15 protein-coding genes, 1 tRNA gene and 3 pseudogenes are annotated in these 18284 nt (G+C 69.2%); 6 read left to right on the top strand and 13 right to left on the bottom strand.

Annotated features, from left to right (window positions below):
* Window positions 1–119 precede the first annotated feature (119 nt).
* From BEK98_RS37975 to BEK98_RS37940, 6 genes and pseudogenes are all read right to left on the bottom strand, one after another.
* Window positions 120–1031 carry an ADP-ribosylglycohydrolase family protein gene (locus tag BEK98_RS37975; RefSeq protein ID WP_094221320.1) on the bottom strand — a complete coding sequence of 304 codons (912 nt, stop codon included), beginning with the start codon at window positions 1029–1031 and terminating at the stop codon, window positions 120–122.
* Between the two features lie 307 nt (window positions 1032–1338).
* Window positions 1339–1821 (bottom strand): GNAT family N-acetyltransferase, encoded by a 483-nt coding sequence (locus BEK98_RS37970; protein WP_094221319.1) that lies wholly within the window; start codon window positions 1819–1821, stop codon window positions 1339–1341.
* A gap of 316 nt (window positions 1822–2137) precedes the next feature.
* Window positions 2138–2699 (bottom strand): annotated as a pseudogene (locus BEK98_RS37965) (class I SAM-dependent methyltransferase); the annotation flags it as partial.
* A gap of 343 nt (window positions 2700–3042) precedes the next feature.
* On the bottom strand, window positions 3043–3360 hold the full coding sequence (locus BEK98_RS37960) for a MazG-like family protein (protein ID WP_094221318.1): 318 nt from the start codon (window positions 3358–3360) through the stop codon (window positions 3043–3045).
* Window positions 3357–5276, bottom strand: a complete 1920-nt coding sequence (locus BEK98_RS37955; RefSeq protein ID WP_244202148.1) for an ABC transporter ATP-binding protein — start codon at window positions 5274–5276, stop codon at window positions 3357–3359. The genes BEK98_RS37960 and BEK98_RS37955 overlap by 4 nt, the downstream gene beginning before the upstream one ends.
* A gap of 1420 nt (window positions 5277–6696) precedes the next feature.
* Window positions 6697–7668: a Clp protease N-terminal domain-containing protein gene (locus BEK98_RS37940; RefSeq protein ID WP_094221315.1), complete on the bottom strand. Its 972-nt coding sequence runs from the start codon at window positions 7666–7668 to the stop codon at window positions 6697–6699.
* 68 nt (window positions 7669–7736) lie between these two features.
* Between BEK98_RS37940 and BEK98_RS37935 the strand changes: the two genes are divergently transcribed.
* On the top strand, window positions 7737–8096 hold the full coding sequence (locus BEK98_RS37935) for an excisionase (protein ID WP_094221314.1): 360 nt from the start codon (window positions 7737–7739) through the stop codon (window positions 8094–8096).
* Here the strand turns inward: BEK98_RS37935 and BEK98_RS51400 are convergent.
* From BEK98_RS51400 to BEK98_RS37920, 3 genes and pseudogenes are all read right to left on the bottom strand, one after another.
* On the bottom strand, window positions 8014–8406 hold the full coding sequence (locus tag BEK98_RS51400; RefSeq protein ID WP_425276648.1) for a DeoR/GlpR family DNA-binding transcription regulator: 393 nt from the start codon (window positions 8404–8406) through the stop codon (window positions 8014–8016). The genes BEK98_RS37935 and BEK98_RS51400 overlap by 83 nt on opposite strands.
* Window positions 8407–8430: 24 nt before the next feature.
* Window positions 8431–10776, bottom strand: coding sequence for an ABC transporter permease (locus tag BEK98_RS37925; RefSeq protein WP_094221312.1), 2346 nt, complete (start codon window positions 10774–10776; stop codon window positions 8431–8433).
* Window positions 10773–11515: pseudogene (locus tag BEK98_RS37920) on the bottom strand (ABC transporter ATP-binding protein). Before BEK98_RS37920 ends, BEK98_RS37925 begins: the two are co-directional and overlap by 4 nt.
* A 421-nt stretch (window positions 11516–11936) precedes the next feature.
* Between BEK98_RS37920 and BEK98_RS37915 the strand changes: the two are divergent.
* The 3 genes from BEK98_RS37915 to BEK98_RS37905 all read left to right on the top strand — a co-directional run bounded on the left by BEK98_RS37915 (window position 11937) and on the right by BEK98_RS37905 (window position 13541).
* Entirely contained in the window at window positions 11937–12440 is a 504-nt protein-coding gene (locus BEK98_RS37915; RefSeq protein WP_143684213.1) for a hypothetical protein, read from the top strand.
* A gap of 175 nt (window positions 12441–12615) precedes the next feature.
* Window positions 12616–12721: transfer RNA gene (locus BEK98_RS49225), tRNA-Tyr, on the top strand.
* A gap of 448 nt (window positions 12722–13169) precedes the next feature.
* Complete coding sequence (locus tag BEK98_RS37905; RefSeq protein WP_094221309.1) at window positions 13170–13541, top strand: nuclear transport factor 2 family protein; 372 nt, start codon at window positions 13170–13172, stop codon at window positions 13539–13541.
* A 16-nt stretch (window positions 13542–13557) separates the two neighbouring features.
* Here the strand turns inward: BEK98_RS37905 and BEK98_RS51395 are convergent.
* The 3 genes and pseudogenes from BEK98_RS51395 to BEK98_RS37890 form a co-directional block, all read right to left on the bottom strand.
* A pseudogene (locus tag BEK98_RS51395) lies at window positions 13558–13755 on the bottom strand (hypothetical protein); the annotation flags it as partial.
* 47 nt (window positions 13756–13802) lie between these two features.
* Window positions 13803–14291, bottom strand: a complete 489-nt coding sequence (locus BEK98_RS37895; protein ID WP_244202147.1) for a hypothetical protein — start codon at window positions 14289–14291, stop codon at window positions 13803–13805.
* A 118-nt stretch (window positions 14292–14409) separates the two neighbouring features.
* Window positions 14410–14805 (bottom strand): Imm7 family immunity protein, encoded by a 396-nt coding sequence (locus BEK98_RS37890; RefSeq protein ID WP_094221307.1) that lies wholly within the window; start codon window positions 14803–14805, stop codon window positions 14410–14412.
* Between the two features lie 938 nt (window positions 14806–15743).
* Between BEK98_RS37890 and BEK98_RS37885 the strand changes: the two genes are divergently transcribed.
* Together BEK98_RS37885 and BEK98_RS37880 are read left to right on the top strand one after the other, a co-directional pair.
* The gene (locus tag BEK98_RS37885) at window positions 15744–16430 is read left to right on the top strand and encodes an HAD family hydrolase (protein ID WP_244202146.1); all 687 of its coding nucleotides are present in this window, start codon (window positions 15744–15746) and stop codon (window positions 16428–16430) included.
* Window positions 16431–16513: 83 nt separating this feature from the next.
* Window positions 16514–16729, top strand: coding sequence for a hypothetical protein (locus BEK98_RS37880; RefSeq protein WP_094221306.1), 216 nt, complete (start codon window positions 16514–16516; stop codon window positions 16727–16729).
* Window positions 16730–16751: 22 nt separating this feature from the next.
* On the opposite strand, the gene BEK98_RS37875 is transcribed toward BEK98_RS37880, so the two are convergent.
* Entirely contained in the window at window positions 16752–18185 is a 1434-nt protein-coding gene (locus tag BEK98_RS37875; protein WP_094221305.1) for a gluzincin family metallopeptidase, read from the bottom strand.
* Between the last annotated feature and the right edge of the window lie 99 nt (window positions 18186–18284).

The raw sequence follows: 18284 nt of genomic DNA, 5'->3' as shown, positions 1-18284 counted from the left end.
ACTGGTTCCGCCGCCCGCGGATCCGCTGGGAGATCCGCGACGACATCCACGAAGTCTTCCTCACTCTCGGATGCGCACTCATCTGCTGGCGGCACCTGGACTCATCCCGATAGGAGTTCTTACTCCGACACGACCGGAGGCAGCGGTTCACGGGCTGCGTGCCAGGCAGGGGGGAGGGCGGCGACGCCCGTGCGAGCGGCGATCACCCCGCCCGCGATAGCGCAGGTGGTGTCGATGTCGCCGCGCCCCGCGACCGTGAACCACAGGCCCTCGTGCAGGTCGTCGAGGTGCCCCGCCGCGCACCACAGGGCGTACGGGACGGTGTCGGGCCCGGACATCCGGTAGCCGGAGCCCAGGACCTCCGCGGCGTGCCGGACCGAGGTGTGCTCCGGCATCCGGGCCGCGATCCGGACTCCCGACCGGACGTCGCTGTCGGGAAGTCGTTCGGCGACCGCCTGGAGGAAGTCCGGCCGGGCCGGACCGGGCCCGCCCCGGCTGCGGGTTGCCAGCGCAGCGGCGAGGGCGACCGCCACGGCCGCAGCGACCGCCTCCGGGTGGTGGTGCGAGACCGCGCCCTGGCGGGCGGCCTGCTCGGCGACCGCGTCGAGGTGGGCGGCGTGCCAGGCGCCGAGCGGGGCGGCACGCATGGCTGCGCCGTTGCCCCAGGAGCCCTGGCCGCCGAACTGTCCGGCGACCACCTCCCGCCAGGGCTCGCCCGCGCTGATCCGACGGAGCACGTCATGCATCGAGGCTCCGTAGCCGCGGTGCGTGTCGTCGGCGTAGGCCGCCGCGAAGCGCACGGCGAGGCGGTCCTGGTCGACGGTGCCGCCCCCCTCGACGAGTTCCCGGACCAGAACGAGCGCCTGGGCGGTGTCGTCACTCCACCGCCACAGCGGCTCCGGGGGCAGCGTCCGCGCCTCCAGGGCTGCCGGACCGTCCCGGCGCAGGATGCCGAACCAACGGTCACCGAAGGCGTCACCTAAGGCGAGCCCGTACAACGAGTCCAGCACGGCGGTAGGCACGTTGATCATCGGCGCAGTATCGCAACGCGACGGCGCTCCTGCACTCCGATTTCGGCGGGGACATGCTTCTGACCCGGACGTGATGCTGGGCAACCGCGGTGACAACCAAAGCAAGTACCGCCGTCTGGTGTGGGACCCGGAAGCCGCTGATCGCCCACCGGTGTACCCAGCACGGCTCTCGCCCGGGCTACCCAACCTTGGTGCGTGGAGCGGGCGTTCGCCATGTCGGGCCAGGCGCGAAGAATGACGGTGGCAGCGGCGTGAGACGGCCGCCGCACGAGTCGTGAGACGGCCGTCGACCAGGTGAGACCAACGTCTACAGCGCAATTTCCAAGGTCACTGACTTGGATGCGAAGCCGTTGCGCTCATAGAAACGGATGGCTTCGGTGTTGCTCGAGTACGCCGTCACCTCCGCCACCTGTGCTCCCCTTTCCTTCGCCCAAGCCGTGAACTCACCGATCAGGCGCCCACCGATCTGTTCCCGGCGATGAGCGGGCTGCACATACATGCTCACCAGCGACGCCACCCTCACCGGCTTCATCGCGGACCCCTCCGCCACGACACCCGTGAGATGGCCGACGACCTCGCCATCCCGGTCGGCAACGAGCAGCAGCCGGTCCGGATCGTCGATGCCGGCGGTAAAACGCTGCGGTCCGTGCTCGCGCGGCCAGTCGACGTTGATGCTCGGATCACGAGTCCCTGCATCCTCGGCAAACAGGGCACGACTGCACGCCACAAGACTGTCGACATCCGCGTGCTCGGCCTTGCGGACAACCACCACATGCCGTTGATCACTCATGGGTCGCGACGCTATCGGCTGCCACTGACACTTTGGCGCCGCCTCACGTGGTCCCGACACAGGCCAATCCGCGGCGCCACTTCAAGACGTCCAGGCAGCGCGAGATCTTGCCCAACTGGGGGCAGTGGAATGCGACATGCCGGAGCCGCTGAACGACGTCACAGCCAGGTCGCGGAGCAGCGCGCCGCATGTCGCTCGGCGGCGCTCCAGGGCGGTCGTCACGCGACGTCGTTCAGTTCGGACTGCTGACGACCGCCGGGGCACAGTGGGTATCCGAGCCCTCGATGTCGGCCCCAATGGGCCACGGGCGGTTGCAGCCGACGCGGGTCAAGAAGCGTTCCCAGGCTGCTGGGCGGTAGCTGTACCAGTAGGTGAACATCGCCTTGCCTGCGAATCCGCCCTTGTACACGCCCTGCGGGCCGTACGCTCCCGGGATCGCCGGCGGCTGGGAGAAGACGAACACACCTCCCGCGTTGAGTCGAGCCCGCCCGAGCGGGAAAAGACGGCTCGGGTCGGCGAACCAGGCCGCCCCGAAGATCGAGTAGACCGCGTCGAGCATGCCCTCACCGGCGGCCAGCCACTTCAGGACCTCCCCCACATGCGAACGTGGCACCGGTGTCCGCTCACCGCTCGCTGCTCTTCTTCACCATGCCCGGAGAGAGGTAGACGCCGTGCGCCTCGATGCCCTGCTGTGCCAGGAACGCGAGAGCCCGGCCGGTGCCGCAGCCGATCTCCAGGACTCGCTGCGGGCTGCCGAGAAGTTCGGGCCGGGGCCCGCGCCCGGCGTACTGGGTCCAGCAGAGCGTGGGCTCGGCGTCGTCCTTGAACGCGGACTCGGGGACTCGCCGCCGAGACCGAACTGTGGGACGCCTACGCAGTGGCTGTCGGGGACCTCGTCGTCGTACGGGGAGCAGTCCGCGCCGTCGATGGCCCCTCATGTGGCCGTCGTATCGCCGTTCGTGCTACCCGGCACCCCGGTGTCGCCTGGATCGTGGACCGTAAAGACGGGCAGTCCCGAGCCGGATTCCTGGTGCTCGCCCCGGCCAGATGCAACACGTACCGCTGGCTTCGGCCGCCGTGGCGCGAGAGTCGATGCTCCCGGCCGACGACGAGCATCAGGACCACGAGCCGGAACGAGGCGCGCCGTACCGAGCTGCGGCCGCACAAAAACCCGGCCCGGGCGCCGCCCCTGAGGGGCGGTGCCGGGCCGTGCTCGCCGGGTCAGATGAACTTGGCGGCCTTCTCCTTCAGCTGGGCGGCGAAGTAGTCGGCAGCATCGGGGCGCATCCTGGCAAGTGCGACGAGGCCGGTGATCACGGTGTCCGCGACCTCGGCGTGGACATCGTCCCAAGTGTGCGAGTTGCCCTTGCGCGGGTTGGTGCCCTTGGCCCCGATGACGGCCTGCGCGGCTTCGCCGGTCTCCTCGGCAATCTTCAGGACCTGGAGAATCCAGCTGTCTTCCGGAGTGAGGCCCTGCGCGCGGTCGGCGGTGTCGAGCCGGTGGGCGAGTGCGGTGATGGTGAGCCACGGGTCGGTCATGGCGCGGTGGTCTCCTCGCTGTGGCTGCGCTGGTTGGGCACGCCTCGGTCGTTTTGCAGGTCCCACAGCTCGCGGAACAGGCCTGGGGCGGCGACGAGCTGGGCGAAGGTGCCTTCCTGGATGATCCGGCCGTGGTCGAGTACGACGATGCGGTCTGCTACGGCGACGTTGGCGAGGCGGTGGGTGACGAGGACGACGGCCCGGTTGCGGGCGATGTCGCGCAGGCCGGCGAAGATGCGGTGCTCGGCGCGGGCGTCGAGAGCGCTGGTGGGTTCGTCCATGACAAGGAGGCCGGCGGGCCGGAAGAAGGCGCGGGCGATGGCGATGCGCTGCCACTGCCCGCCGGAGAGTTCGACGCCGCCGAACCATTCGCGGGCGAGGAGCGTGTCCAGGCCACTGCGGAGTTCGGCAACGACTTCGTGGGCGCCGGACCGCACCGCAGCCTCCTCCACGGCCTGGTCGCCGCCGTCGTGGGGCTGGCCGAGGGTGATGTTCTCGCGCGTGGACAGCGGCCAGTGCGCGAACGACTGCGGTACCACGGCGGTCTGCTTCCACAGGTGCTTCGGATCGAAGTCTGCGATGTCACTTCCGTCCCAGGTGACGGTGCCTTCGCTGGGCAGGTAGAGGCCGGTGAGCAGCTTGGACAGGGTGGTCTTCCCCGATCCGTTCTCGCCGACCAGGGCGAGGACTTCACCGCGCCGTACCTCCACGGTGACCTTCTCCAGGGCCGGCCGGTCGGAGCCGGGATAGCGGAAGGTCAGCCCGTCCGCGCGCACGACTTCGGGCCCGTCGGGGGTGCGGCTTCCTCGGTTCATACGGTGTCCGCCGGCCTCCTCGATGAACTCCACCCAGTCATCCACGTACAGGCCGGTACGGAACAGCTGGGTGCCGTAGCCGACCATGCCGCGCAGCGAGGAGCCGACGGTGCGCAGCGCGAACACGGCGGTTCCGGCTGAGGCGACGGTCATGTGGCCGAGGGCCAGGAGCAGGCAGAGGGCGGCCCATACGCCGGCGGAGGCGAGGCCGCCGGCGAAGGCGCCGATCAGGGAGTAGCGGGCCCCCTGGTTGACGGCCCTGTCGGTGACGGCGTCGACGCGGGCGCCGATCGCCCGGTAGCGGGAGAGCAGGAAGTCGGCCATGGTGCCGGCGCGGAGTTGGTCGGCGATGTCCTTGTCCACGATGTACCAGCGCAGCAGGCCCAGGGTGCGGCGTTCGGCGGCCATGGCCCGGCTGGTCTCGTACTGGATGCGTGCGCCTTTCATGCTGGCGATGGCCTGCGGGAGCACGGCGATCAGCAGCAGGGGCAGCAGGACGGGGTGGAGGACGGTGAGCACCCCAGCCGCCGCGATGATGGAGGCCAGGCAGGACATGAGCTGCTGGGACTCGGTGATGAGGTCCTGGGCGACGTCGGCACCCCGGTCGGCGTTGTCCCACTTGTCGTTGAAGCCGGGATGGTCGTAGGCGGCGAGTTCGGCGTGTACGGCCGCGTTCAGCATCTCCAGTTCCGCCTCACGGGAGATCCGCGGTGACAGGCGGCTGGAGACGTTGACGATGGCGATGCCGAGCAGGGCCCGCGCCCCGGCCGCTACGGCGAGGACGCTGATCGCGGGCAGGGCGTCGGTGAGCCGGTCCTGGATGTGGCCGGAGGCGATCAGGGCGGTGATGGTGCTGGTGGTGGCGACCAGGCCGAACGCTTCCAGGATCGCGGAGACGGCCTGACAGGCGAGGAGAACGATGATCGCGGTCCGGTCCACCCGCCAGCCCAGCTTCAGTGCGCGTTTGACGAGCTGGGGAAGGCGGCGGGTCATGGACCAGGTGGTGACCTGGTTCCGCTGGAACACGGACAGGGTGGGCGACTGGAACCGAAGTTCCTCGGCGGGCGTGGTGGGTTTGTCTGAGTCGGTATCGGTACTCAAATGCGGCCTCTCTCATGGGTGTTCGGACTGGAAGAGTGCCGTGCGGGTGAGTGCGCGGCCGGGGCGACAGGCGGCTTGCACTCGAATGTGTGAACGCATCGCAGAAGCATCCGGCCGGGGCGAAGACGCTCCCGTGCGCCGGTGTTTTGCTGCGAGACGGCTGAAGCCCCCTGTCGTTCGTGCAGGGGGCTTCTCATGGCTTGTGGCCGGCTCGGTGCCGGTGGGCAATCGGGTCTGCGGGCTCACGGCGAGTGCGTCGACTGCGACGGCCGACCCCTGTAGGGGACATTTGAGGTCTGGCCCTCGCACCCGGTACGGGGGGCAGGCTGTCAGTCCGGTCGGGATGCGCGGCTTGGAACCGCGCGCCCCGTGATTCCCGTATGACCTCCTTAGGACTCCGTCGGATACCAGTCGGGAGGCTGGCTCAGCCGGGCCGCCGGGGGGCCTCGACGTGCGTCGAAACGAGGCCCGATGGTGGTCGATCCCTCGCTAAGGCCGGATAAGGAACGTCATGGACTTCCGACCCATCGCCCGAGAGGCCCATGCCTTCCAGGAGTCCGTCACGGCGGAGGACGTCTAGGCGATGTGCCGGCGAGCCTTCGGCACCACCGCCCAGGTCACTTCGACGGTGGAGTTGGGCGGCGGCATGTACAGCACCACCTACCGGATCGCCGGGGACGGGCTCGGAGAGCCGGTCATCTTGTGCGTCGCCCCCGCCCCGGAGCTCCAGTTCGTCTCCGAGCACGAGTTGATGCGCAATGAGTACGCCCCGTGCCCTACCTCGCGACCTTCGCGGACCTCATTCCGCGCGTGTTGTTCGCCGACTGGTCGCCGGAAATCATCGGCCGGGGCTGGATGGTGCAGGAGCCACCTCGGCGGCGCTCCCTCTCCTGTCCGCCTCGGCGACGACCCCCGCACTTTCTCGCCGGGCTTCTTCGCCCGGCTCGGCACGATCGCGAAGGACGTCCACTGCGTGGGGCCGCACTCCACCAGGCCGTGCCTGGTGGCGACTTCTCCATCGCACACGTCGCGCGCACTCTGAACACCACCACCGCCCACGTCACTTACGTGCTGTCCCAGCACCCCGTCGGCTGGAGCCCGCCCCGGCTTCACCGCAACCGGCACACCGCCACCCGCGTTGGCCAGTGGCGCGTCTGGTACGAACAGGACCTCCCGTCGCTCCAGGACATCGCCGACCGCGAAGGAACCAGCCTCGCCACCGTGCGCCTGGCTCTGCGCGTGCCGGCCGACGGCGACGGCCTGCCAGGCGTCGCGCCGCGCTGCGCCTCGGTGGGCGCGGCGAACCCGCCTGTGAACCACGCCCTGTTCGCCGACGAGAACGACGCCGGCGCATCGTCGCCCGCCACGCCCCCGTCCTCGCCCGTCCCCCCGGCAGTTTCCGGCCCGCTGATCAGCCGGTTCACCGGCGGAGCCGGGGCGCGAGCACCGTGCGTACGACCTTGGCCACCTTGCTCGCGGCGGATCCGCCTTCTTCTTCGGGTTCCGGTTCCAGCACGCGCTGGATCTGCTGCAGCAGCTGGTTGGTCGACCGCCAGAGCGGGACGAACATGCCGGCGACCGGCCCGACGCCCTGGATCGGGCCACCGGACAGCTCGGTGACCTTCTTGGCGACCGTGACCGTTGCCGGGTCCCGCAGGATCAGGTGCACCTCATCGTCGACCAGCCGGATTTCCATCCTGCGCGCGGCGGCTTCCTCCGGGTTCGCGTCCGTGGTCGTCTCCGGATCCAGTTCGTCGATCTTGGCGGCGACCGCGTCCGGGTCGACCCCGAGTTCGCGCAGCACCTTGGCCGCCATGCTGTTCTCCGACCGCAGCATCGCCTCAAGCAGGTGATGGCTGCCGACCGGTGCGCCCCCGGCCAGCTCGCTGGCGGCGGACAAGGTGTCCTCGGCGGCCGGTGTGCCGGCCGGCCATGGGGCGGCCGCGACGTCCTGCGATCCCTCCAGTGACGCCAGCACCGCGGCACGGATCCTGCTGATCGGATTGATCCGCTCGGCAAGCACCTTCGCGCCGACGCCCTCACCTTCCCTGACCATGGCGAGCAGGATGTGTTCCGTACCGATGGAGGTGTGGTGCAGCTGCTGCGCCTCGCGCAGGGCGAGTTCCAGCGTCTTCTTCGCGCCCGGTGCGAACGGGATATGGCCGCTCAGCTCCGTCGTGCCGGGCTCGACCACCGCGGCGATATCGACCCGCGCCGTCTCCTTGTCGTACCCGAGCTGGTGCAGAACCTTCGCCGCCGTGCTGTCCGGCACGTCGAGCAGCCCCAACAGGATGTGCTCCGTGCCGATGTGATGGTGCTTGAGCAGTCTGGCCTCCTCCTGAGCCGTGACGACCACCTTGCGGGCTTTCACCGTGAACCTTTCGAATGACATGGCTCCATGGTCTCAACCCTGTCAATACACTGGTATTGATAGGGTCACCATGCTGAAGGGAGGGTGTGATGGAGACACCGTCGGACTGGGAGGGCCGGCTCGCGCGCTGGCAGAGTGAGCTAGAGCTGTTCGAGCAGCTGGACGAGACACCCTGGGTCACGCTGGCCAAGGCGGAAGCAGAGACCGGCGTTTCCCGCTCGGCCCTGCGGTCCTGGTACCGCAATGGCGAGATCCAGTCCCGGCTGGTGGACGGCCCGAACGGGCCGCAGCGCCTGGTCCGGCTGGACGCGGTGATCGAACGCGCCGCAGCGTCACCGCGCATTCAGCGCAGGGCGGAACGAGAAGTCAGCCTGGAAGCCCAGGTCGCTCTGCTACGGCACCGGGTCGACCAGTTGGAGCTGCGGCTGGCCGCGCTGGAGCGGAAGTGACCGGCGCGAGCAGCACCGTGCCACCGGCCCGGAGCGGTGCCACCGCCGCCGGATCCGCCTGCTCATCGACGACCAGGGTGTATGGCCGATCCAGCGGCGCCCCGTAGGGGAACGGGCCGGCACCGAGCTTGGAGTGGTCGGCCGACACCAGCGCGGTCCGTGTCGCGTACAGCATCACGTGTTTCAGCTGTGCCTGCTCCAGCGTCGGTACACACAGGCCACGCCCGGCGACGAGCCCGTCCGCGCCGAGGAACACCACATATGGCGTGATCGACCGCAACTGCTGCCCTCGATCACCTCGTTCGGGCACCGCAGTCGCCGTGCCGGCCCTCACTCACTCCGTGCGCAGGACCCGGGCGATGGTCCGCCGTGCCGCCGCGCGCGCCGGTATCACCGCGCCCAGTGCCGCGATCGCCACCCCGGCCAGCACCAGCAGCGTCATCAACCCGGGGTGCCACACGTCCAGCATGCGGTCCGGGAAGGTGAGTTGGGCCGCGTGCTCAGTTATCGGGATGACCACGTGGTACGCCGCGACGCCGAGCGGCAGTCCCAGGATCCCGCCGACCAGCCCGAGCCCGGCCATGGACACCACCATCATCACCGTGACCTGGCGTGGCGTCATGCCGATCGACTTGAGCATCCCGAGGTCGCGCCGGCGCTCCCGGGCGCTGAGCACGACGGTGTTGAACACGCCCGTCGCGGCGACCAGCGTCAGCATCAGGGTCAGCGCGTATGCGGAGCTGATGACGGTCGCGGCGTCCGTGTTCACCGTGGTGTTTTTTGTCGAGTAGAGCCCCGGGTCGGCGGCTTGTACGGCCTTCGTGTAAGTGTTGAAGTCGGCGCCGCGAGCGAGCCGCACCCAGTACTGGTTGGCCTGCGCGTCGGGTGCCAAAGCGGTCACCGTCGACCAGTCCGCTCGCATCCAGTCCTCGGGTCCGGCCAGGATCTCCCCGACCAGGGTCACGCGCTCCTGCCGGCCGTCCGCCGCGGTCAGGGTGAAGGAGTCACCGAGCCGCAGCGCCTGCTTGGCGAGGAATCTGCCGGAGGCCACCACCTCGCCGGGTCTCCGCATCCAGCGGCCCCGCGCCAGGTCGTCCGGGAGCGTCGACCGTCCCCCGCGCACGCCCTCGATCGCCACGCCCTCGCTCCGCCCGGGGATCCGTACGTCGGCGAAACCCACGGCGGCCACGTCCGCGACATGCGGCAGACCGCGCAGGAGCTTCTGCGTCGCGGCATCGTCGTGGTGCGGGGCGGTCTGATCGAACCTGGTCTGTCCTCGCCAGACGGTCGACTTTGCCTTGCCGACGCCCTGGGTCGCGTCGCTGTAGGAGACCATGGTGGCCGACAGGCCGGTGGCGAAGGTCACGGTCGCCACGCCGAGCAGGACCGAGGCGACGGTGAGCAGCGCGCGGCCGGGCCGGGCGAGGGGCAGACCCAGACCGAGGGTGACCGAGCGCGGGAGCCGGACGCCGGTCAGCCACCGCTGTACTGCCGGTCCCCGTCCCCGGTGCGGTGCGCTGCCCGCGCTGATGGCGCGTGCCGCGGAGAGCCGGTGTGCGCGAAGGGCTGGGATCAGCGCGACCAGCAGCACCGTCAGGGGCATGCCGAGTGCGGTGGTCGCGTACGCCCAGGAGCCGATCGTCGGGTCCACGGTCGCGGTGCCGAGGTTCGTGCCCTGGAAGACCTGGTGCAGCAGCGGTCGCGCGACCACCCCGCCCAGGGCCGTGCCGACCAGCGCGCCCGCCGTGGCGGGGACGCAGACCATCACCAGGTAGACCGCGACGACCTGATTGGGCGTGAAGCCCAGGGACTTGAGCACACCGATGTGCCGGAAGCCGGAGACGACGACGCCGCTCACCACATTGCCCACGATCAGGACGGCCACCAGCAGGCCGAGGATCCCGAAGGCCATGAGGAAGGGCACGAAGGTGTTGGGGTTGGCCGCGACCTGCGCCTTCAAGGTCAGGTACGACTGATGCGCGATCAGCGATCCGGACGGCAGGCCGGCGCTCACCGCCGCGGTGTCCTCACTGATCTGACGGGCTGTCGCGACGTGGTCGAACCGGTACAGCATCTGGTACGCCGTGGGGTGCAGGTACGTGATCTGCCGCGGGGAGACCCATGCCTGCGCGGTGCCGCTCACGCTGGAGGCGAGGCCCACCACGGTCAACGGCCGCTGCCCGGACAGCCGGATCCTCTTGCCGATCGGTGAGTGCGGCCCGTTGCCCATCCCGGGCGCGTCCGGCAACGCCAGCACGATCTGGCCCGGGCCGGTGGCCCAGTGCCCGGCGAAGAGGTCCAGTCGGTCGACGTCGCCACCGGGGTCCGCCCGCCCTACGACCGTCAGGGGGCCGGGCGCCATCCCGGGCATCTGGGACGCCGCGCTTTCCGGCATCTCGATCACGGCCTGCGCCAATGGCCCGGCCGAGGCCCGTACGCCCGGCCCGTGCGCGGTCCGCCCCAACTCCTCACCGGTGACCTTCGCCGCGTCGAACGTGGCGACGACGTGCGCGCCATGCGCCTGGCCGAAGATCCGGTCGAAGGGCCCGGACACGACGTCCAGCAGGCCGAGGGCGACCACGAGGGCCAAGCTGGAGACAAGGACCACCACCCCGATCACGGAGGTCTGAAGCCGGCGGCGGCGCACGGCCGCGCGCGAGGCGCGCCACACCGCGCTCATGCCGTCCGCTCCAGGGTCCGCTCGCCGGTGATCCGGCCGTCCGCCATCGTCACCAGTTGACTGGCGCACCGCGTGGCCAGCCGCTCGTCATGCGTCACCAACAACAGTGTCTGGCCCAGTTCGTTGAGATCGATGAGCAGGTCCATCACCTGCTCCCCCGCCTGGCTGTCCAGGGCGCCGGTCGGCTCGTCCGCCAACAGCAGCGCGGGGCGGTTCATCAGCGCACGGGCCACTGCCACCCGCTGGCGCTCGCCGCCGCTCAGTACGGCCGGGTACACGTTCCCGCGGTCGGCGATGCCGAGTTCGTCCAGCAACTCCAGCGCCCGGCGCCGGGCCTGACGGGCCGGTGTCCCGGTGAGCTGGGCAGCCAGGGCGACGTTGTCGATCGCGGGCAGGTCGTCGATGAGATTGAAGAACTGGAAGATCATGCCGATCCGACGACGCCGGAAGAGCGCCAGCCCGGTCTCGTTGATCCGCCCCAGGTCCTCGCCATCTACACAGACGGAACCGGCACTTGGCCGGTCCAGCCCGGCGATCATGTTGAGCAGCGTGGACTTGCCGCAGCCGGACGGCCCCATCACCGCCACCGCCTCCCGGCGCCGATCTCCAGCGACACCCCGTCCAGGGCGACGGTGCCGCCGTACTCCTTGCGTAACCCGCTCACCCCGACGACCGCCTGATCCGGCGCGGCGACCACGCCGGCCCCGGTGCCCGTACCGCTGCTCTCTTCGCTGATCATGACAAGGACGGTAGGCGGTGCGCCCCGGCCCGGTCGTCAGCCGCCGGATGTAGCCCAGAGCGGTGCTGATCCCGGGGATGTATAAGGATGATCCCGCAGGTGGAGCCCGCCCACCTATGGACCAGCAGCCATGTGAGGCCCCGTACCAGCGCAGGAGCGCGGTGCCTCACATGGCCGAGCGGCGGTCGCCGCGTTGGATGGCCTCAAGGACCTCCAGGTGCGACCGATTCGCAATCTAGTCTGTCAATTCGGAAGCTTTCTTTGTAGCTGGGCACGGCGTGATCGTTTCTTCGGTGAATCCGATCACCCACCGGGGTGAGACAGCCCCGAACAGTCTCGAAGCGACGGGACACCGGCCAGTACGGTGCGCACATCATCCACATTTCGCACGCTTGCATGTTCCGCAGGCCGAAGGAGCACCGTGAAATTCCCTGTGTCCACTCGTGGTTGGGCCACTGTCGGTGCCGCAGCCCTGCTCCTGGCAGCGGCCAACTCGGCACCGACCGTTGCGGCCGACGTCGCCCGCGCACGACTGGCGACCGTCAACTGCGCGGGCTCGATCAACGTGAACATTCATCCCCTCAACGGCGCCGTCGACGGCAGAAGTGGAGGCAACTTCCGCTGTGCGACGCCGGACGAGTCCTTCGCGGCCGAACTGACGATGTCCGGCTCGGTGACAAGCAGCGGTGACCTCTTCTTCACGACCAGGACCACCGACGCCCTCAGGCGGACGGACACGGGGCAGACCTTCCAGTTCACGATCGACCGCCGCTTCGACCGGGACACCACCGCGGCATCCGGCAACGCCACCGAAGGGGGTTCCGGCAGCCAGGCACAAGATTCCGGGACCGGTACTTTCGGTACGGGGACGGGCCTGGTGACGTTCCTCATCACCAACAACTACGTGCTCGACATCAACGTGTGACCGCTGCATGCGGGCCAAGGTCGACGCTCACTGGAGCGACGCACTGGTCGGCTTCGGATGACCGAGAGGCGCGGGTCAGTTGCCCGGACCAGGTGGACGGAGCCGCTTCGGCTGCTCCACCTCGTCCTCGGCGCTGTCCCCCGTGAACTGCCGGTCAGCGCCCCGAAAATCTCGTGCGGGCGTGATCCAGCCCGCGCTATCGTCCCTGCTGTGCAGGTGCGCAGGCAGCGGCTACTTCTCCTGTAAAGAGAGCAACACGGGTTCGAATCCCGTCGCCGGCTTCGTGCCGGTGTCGTCCAGCGGCCTAGGACACTTACGTTGCCGTCGCCGACCTTGACCTCTGCACACTCACGGCACGGGCCGCCCGCCACGGGGGAGTTGAGGCGGGCGGCTTCGTCGTGTCCGGCGGCTCAGCCAGCCGCGGCACCCGTGCACTCGCGCGCGCCCTCCACCCCGGGTCGGGCCGTAGAGCAGTCCGGCCGTCAGCGCGCGGCAGGGTGAGGGTGGGCGAGCGTCAAGCCGTCCTCGCCGACCAGGACGACACCGGTCGCGTCGATCTCCCGGCGCTCTTTGCGCCACATCATCGAGCCGCGCAGGTGGAGACCGGCGAGGTCGCTATCGTGCCGCTCAACGAAGCCTCCCGAACGGAGCTGGCAAGGCACCTCCAGACCACCCCGCACTAGAACGCCTGACCGATGATGCCAACCGGCACACCCCGAAGGACCGCCCATGAACAGCACCGTCGCCGACCTGATGCGCCGCAACCTCCTCGACGTCTTCAACGAACCGGACCCCGAGCGCCGCAGCGCGGCCATCGCCCAGACTTACGCCCAGGACGTCGTGTGGCACGAACCCGACCGCGTCGTCCGTGGCCGCGAAGCCCTCGCCGAGCGCGCCACAGAGCTGCACGCGCAGACCCCGGACTGGGTCTTCCGACCCGACGGCCCCGTCTCCGTCAACGACGACCTCGGCCACCTCGGCTTCCAGTACGGTCCGGCCGGCCAACCACCCGTCATGACCGGGATGGACATCGCCCACTGCAAGGGCGGCGTCATCGTCGAGCTCTACACCTTCGTCACCGAAGCCCGTCAACCGTCCTAGAGCGCGTATTGCGTGATCAATGGGTCGTCCGGGTGAGGTCTTTGATCCCTGTCATCGAGGCGCGGAGATGGAGACCGGCGAGGTAGCCATCCGGGGACCGTTCGTACCGGGTGGCGATGCGTCGCCATGCCCTCAGCTTGTTGACCAGCCGCTCGACGGTGTTCCGCTCCTTGCAGAGGTCTGGGGGCAGGCCGCACCTGGAGCCCTCGCTCCGAGGCTTCCGTCCGTGCCTGCTGGTCCATGGGAAACCCTCCGTCCGCCTCACCAAGGTGTGGCCGCATCCCCGGCCGCCCGCCGCCGACCGGGCCACATGTCGTCATACGCGGCGTCCATGAACTGCGCCTGCGGCCCGCGCAGCGCAGAGGGATCCGCTATCTCTCCCCGAACTGCCTGCCCCAGGCGGAACGCATAACGATAGGCAGAGCCTCGCAAGGGCTCGCTTCTGGCCGCCAGGTCGATCTCCGCCTGCGCGAGCCACAGGTCATCGACGAGTCGGTCGAGCACCGCATCGTCTGCCGTGCCACCATCGACCGGGCGCGCGAGCGCCGCCTTCTCCACCTGAGACGCAATGCCGAGAAACTTCAGGACCGCGTTCTTCAACTCCGCCCGGTGTGCTGCTGATTGCTGCACTTCGAGCTGCCGGGTACTCGCGCGCGACACGACGTACTGGCCAAAGATCGACCCGCCAGCACCGAGTGCGACACCGGCCAGAGACAACAGTGCCGGCCCCAAGGTTCCCCAAGATCCCATAGCGCGAGTCTCTCAACTCCCCGCGACCGCCGTCCCCATGGCAACGGGTGACCGTGAGGGTGAGGAATTCCGTGAGGCTCGACGCGTCGCAACTGGGGAATTCCGTGACCGTCGACACTTAACCGGTGAAGGGGTCTTCCAGCGTCGGGATGCACGGAGACAGCAGCGCCTCGGTGTGCTGCGTGACCGTGCCCCGAGCGAGCCTGAGCACGCGTACCTCGTTCTCATGGCTCGGATCCTCGTCATCGCGAATGTGGAGAAGTCCGTAGGAGCCGGAAGCAACCTTCGCCACATGCTCGAACAGACCGACAACGTCAGGTGATGAGCGGTGATTGGAATGGCCTCCCAGGTGGATGAACGGCTCGCCGTTCATCCACCTGAGGTCAAGGAGGTAAGGGCTGGCCATCTGGGCGATGCGAAGCCGCAGCTCGTCGACGACGTGCCTCAGTCGGACTTCATCGTCGTCATCAACTGCGTTTTCCCTGACCGTGATCCAGCCGTGGTACTCGAACACACCGCGATCCTAATGAGGTCAGCCGTACGTCACCACGCCCGACCGCGGCAAGATCCGCCGGACAGTACCTAGGGCTCCACGAGCGTGACGACGTTCTCCGAGGACAAGGACCAGACCGGCAAGCGGACGCCGATGGAGGTGACCGGAGACTTGCGCGCGTTGTTGGGTCACGGGATGCGGGGGCTGTGGGCACCAGTCCTGGGGCAGGTATCACGCTGCGCTGGGGTCGTTCTCCTGGCCGTCCTGGCTGTCCTGGTGCCTCTTGGACAAGGGGTGCAGGCAAGGATGAGAGCCGCGCTGGCGCCACCATCGAGGAGTTCGTAGACAGACATCGATCGCTTGCCGAGCAGCCCCTTCAGAGGCGCCCGGGGCAGCGTCAGGGCCTAGGGAGGTCGACCGGGCGCCGAGGCGGTCGTAGCCATGAGGAACGCGAAACGTGGATTCGACTTGGGAGTCATTCGGCGGGTCCTTGAGCGGGGAGGGCCCAGGTGGGGGCCGCTCCCCCGCCTCCTTGAAACGGGTGTGCTGCACCACCGCGGCCGGCTGCCGGTACAGGTCCACCACAAAGGGGGCACAGCGCCCTCCAGGTAGATGACGGTCCGGGCACCCGGCACGTCGTACTCGACGGCATTGGAATGGGATGGACGGCGGCCTTGGCGACGATCAGCCGTCCGCGGGCGTACCCGGCGGCCGTGAGTGCTGCTGTGTCCCTTGCGGCCCAGCACGGCAAGAGCGGGCTCAACGATCCGACGGTCGTCTCCTCACCGGGGATGGACATACCGGCGCCGCGGCTCGCATCCGGACGGGGAGACCCACGCGGTTCGGGGAGACGACCGCACGCGGAGGGTGGAAGGGCGCCATGGAGCGGTTCGGGTCGTGTGGGTCTTTCACCCGGGCGGCCCCGACTCGAAAGCGCTCACCGTGGGGAGTCGCTTGGCATGGCTGTGATCTTCTTCGACATCGGGGCGACCCTGGCGGATGCCCATGTGGAACCCGACGGCTCCCTGGTCCTTCGGCCCCGGCCGCGCGTCATGGCAGTACTCGATGCCCTGCGTGAGGTGCGCAAGGGCATCATCTCCAACCCCGGGCCGGGCGACGGTGCCGCCGCACGGGTGGCGGCTGCGCTGGACGAGGCGTTCCCCGGCCGTTTCACGGATCAGGCGCTTGTGCACTGGGGAGCCAAGGACAGTCGCTTGATCTTCGACCAGGCGGTCGCGAGCACGGGGGAAGCGGCGGCCGGCGAGTGTGTCTTCGTGGGCGAGGACGCCCAGGAGCGCGCATTCGCGCGGGAGGTGGGGATGCGTACGGCGGCCCACCCGGTGTTCGCACTCGCGGCGATGGAAGGCCGTCCTGTGCTCAGGGCGCGGATCGAGGTGTCGGACGGTGTGGGCGTGGGCGAGTTGACCGCGGCTGTGAACGGGACGGAGGCCGTTGTTGTGGAGGCCGTCTCGGAGCGGCTCGCGCTCGCCATGGTGACCGCACAGGGCGCCGAGACGCTCGAACGTGCCGGTTTCACGGTGGATCTGCGAGGACCGGTGGATGACACGGCGGTCTTCCCGGTCAGGGACGACAGGTCGGTCTCGGCAGCCGAATCGCGTGCGGAGGTACCTCACGAGGCCCCGTAGGCAGTCGTACCGACGCCGTATCCGGCGGCCGCGCGGTCCGCTTCCGGCACGTATCCGAACAGCAACAACATGGAGCGCATTGCATGAGTACACAGGGTGATGAGGGTCAGGAGAGTGCCGGTGAGGGCGGGCAGAGCGATGACGCCGAGCGCCGGGCAACCGAGAAATTCATCAGCGACCTGCTGGCGCGGGGCGAGGCGGTGTTCGAGGGTGAGGAGCCCACGTCACGGACGACGCACGTCGTCAAGCGCGCAGACGACGGACGGCTCACCGTCCGCCGTCTGCGCTTTAACCGCTGAGTGCGCTGGCTCTACTGGCGGGTCAGTCGAAGCACCGTCGGATGAGGGCGAGACCCTCGCCGGTCGTGCTCCGGGTGATCTCGTGCGTCTTGAGCCGGGTGGGGCTGTCGTCGGCAATCGCCGCACCGGAGCGGTGCTCCTCGGGTACCTCGATGCGGCCACGGCGGAAGAGGTCCTCGAGGTACGAGGTGGCGACCCGCTCCGGGTCGGCGGGCCGCACCGAGCCGCCGGCGGGGTCGGAGCCCGCGATGCCGAACCGTCGTTCCTGCGCGGGGGCGCAGAGGGTGAGGGGCTGGGTGAGGCCGTACGTCGATCCGTGGATCGTGACGGCCGTGAGCCCCTCGTCGGCACCGCCACCCGGCGTCGCCTCGGCGATGGCGGCGGCTTTGCGCGCCACCTCCGGCTCGGTGATGGAGGTGGCGGCCTCCAGGGAGAGGATGCCGTGACGGATGAACGCCGAGCGCAGGGAGGGACCGTACTTGCCGCCGTTGCGGCGCTGGTCCGCGGCGATCATGTGACCGGCGACCTGTGCGTAGTAGGCGGACACGACGGGCGCCGCCACGACGGCATCCACCAGCAGCTGTCCCGCGGTCTGGGCCGCCAGGGCCAGACCTGCCTGGTCCTGCAGGTCCTGCTGCCGGAAGATCCCGGCGACGACCTTCAGGAACGCGCCGCTGAACAGGCGGGAGAACGAGTGCGGCTCGCTGGAGAGCAGGTTCGCCGGTGCGCTCGGCGGCAACTCGACCGGGTCGCGGTAGAAGAAGCTGTTCGACAGGTTGCGCAGGCAGTCGGAGTCGACCACGTTCGGGTGACCCTGACGGATCGCCCAGCCCAGTTGCTCGGCCATCCTCGATACCCGCGAGGACAGTTCGAGGTCGCCCTGGGTCTCGGCCAGCACCGCGATCCGCAGCGACTCCAGCCCGAGTGAGGTCAGCAGCGCGCTGATGTCACCGAACGCCTCGTGCAGGGCGGCCGCCTCCGCGCTCGCCGCGTCGAACAGCTGAGGGCGCAGGGCGTCGAGGATCGCGTGCCCCGTCTCGTGCTCGACGACCTCGGAGCTCTCGCACGAGGCGACGGTGACACCCTGCACTGTGCGACGGAAGAACCACAGGCCCTTGCGGTCGTAGAAGGCGTTGAGGTCGTTTCCTGCGTTGAGGTGCGCGGTGAGGGCGCGTCCGACCGTCGGATGCCACTGCGTTCCGGTCGGAACCAGCGGACCCCAGGTCTGGCTGGCCCTGCTGAGCGCATCGGCCGCCACCCAGTAGCGGAACGCCTCGGTGCCCGGCCCGGCGCCGTCCGGCTGCGGCACGGACTCCGCGATGGCCGTCGGGAAGGGCTGTGTGTCGAGATGCGGAACGGGATGCGGTACGGGCATGTTGACCTGCGGAGGAAATCCGGGGTCGTCCTCGTAGACCAGAACCGTCGGGATCGTAGCTTGCTGTTGCTGCACCGTCATGGTGCCTCCGTTAGGGCGCAGAGACTGCGGATGCTGGAACCCCCCAACCGGGAAACTCTTGATCAAGAGTCCCTCATCTTCAGTACGCGGCCCTTGTCG

The organism is Streptomyces diastatochromogenes (assembly GCF_002242805.1).
Taxonomy (GTDB): domain Bacteria; phylum Actinomycetota; class Actinomycetes; order Streptomycetales; family Streptomycetaceae; genus Streptomyces; species Streptomyces diastatochromogenes.
This window is presented reverse-complemented; position numbering and strand designations above follow the sequence as displayed.

Bases quoted from the DNA above. Each gene is read 5' to 3' on its own strand.
- BEK98_RS37975 (WP_094221320.1), bottom strand. From the start codon at position 1,031: ATGATCAACGTGCCTACCGCCGTGCTGGACTCGTTGTACGGGCTCGCC.
- BEK98_RS37970 (WP_094221319.1), bottom strand. From the start codon at position 1,821: ATGAGTGATCAACGGCATGTGGTGGTTGTCCGCAAGGCCGAGCACGCG.
- BEK98_RS37960 (WP_094221318.1), bottom strand. From the start codon at position 3,360: ATGACCGACCCGTGGCTCACCATCACCGCACTCGCCCACCGGCTCGAC.
- BEK98_RS37940 (WP_094221315.1), bottom strand. From the start codon at position 7,668: ATGTCATTCGAAAGGTTCACGGTGAAAGCCCGCAAGGTGGTCGTCACG.
- BEK98_RS37935 (WP_094221314.1), top strand. From the start codon at position 7,737: ATGGAGACACCGTCGGACTGGGAGGGCCGGCTCGCGCGCTGGCAGAGT.
- BEK98_RS37925 (WP_094221312.1), bottom strand. From the start codon at position 10,776: ATGAGCGCGGTGTGGCGCGCCTCGCGCGCGGCCGTGCGCCGCCGCCGG.
- BEK98_RS37905 (WP_094221309.1), top strand. From the start codon at position 13,170: ATGAACAGCACCGTCGCCGACCTGATGCGCCGCAACCTCCTCGACGTC.
- BEK98_RS37895 (WP_244202147.1), bottom strand. From the start codon at position 14,291: ATGGGATCTTGGGGAACCTTGGGGCCGGCACTGTTGTCTCTGGCCGGT.
- BEK98_RS37885 (WP_244202146.1), top strand. From the start codon at position 15,744: ATGGCTGTGATCTTCTTCGACATCGGGGCGACCCTGGCGGATGCCCAT.
- BEK98_RS37880 (WP_094221306.1), top strand. From the start codon at position 16,514: ATGAGTACACAGGGTGATGAGGGTCAGGAGAGTGCCGGTGAGGGCGGG.
- BEK98_RS37875 (WP_094221305.1), bottom strand. From the start codon at position 18,185: ATGACGGTGCAGCAACAGCAAGCTACGATCCCGACGGTTCTGGTCTAC.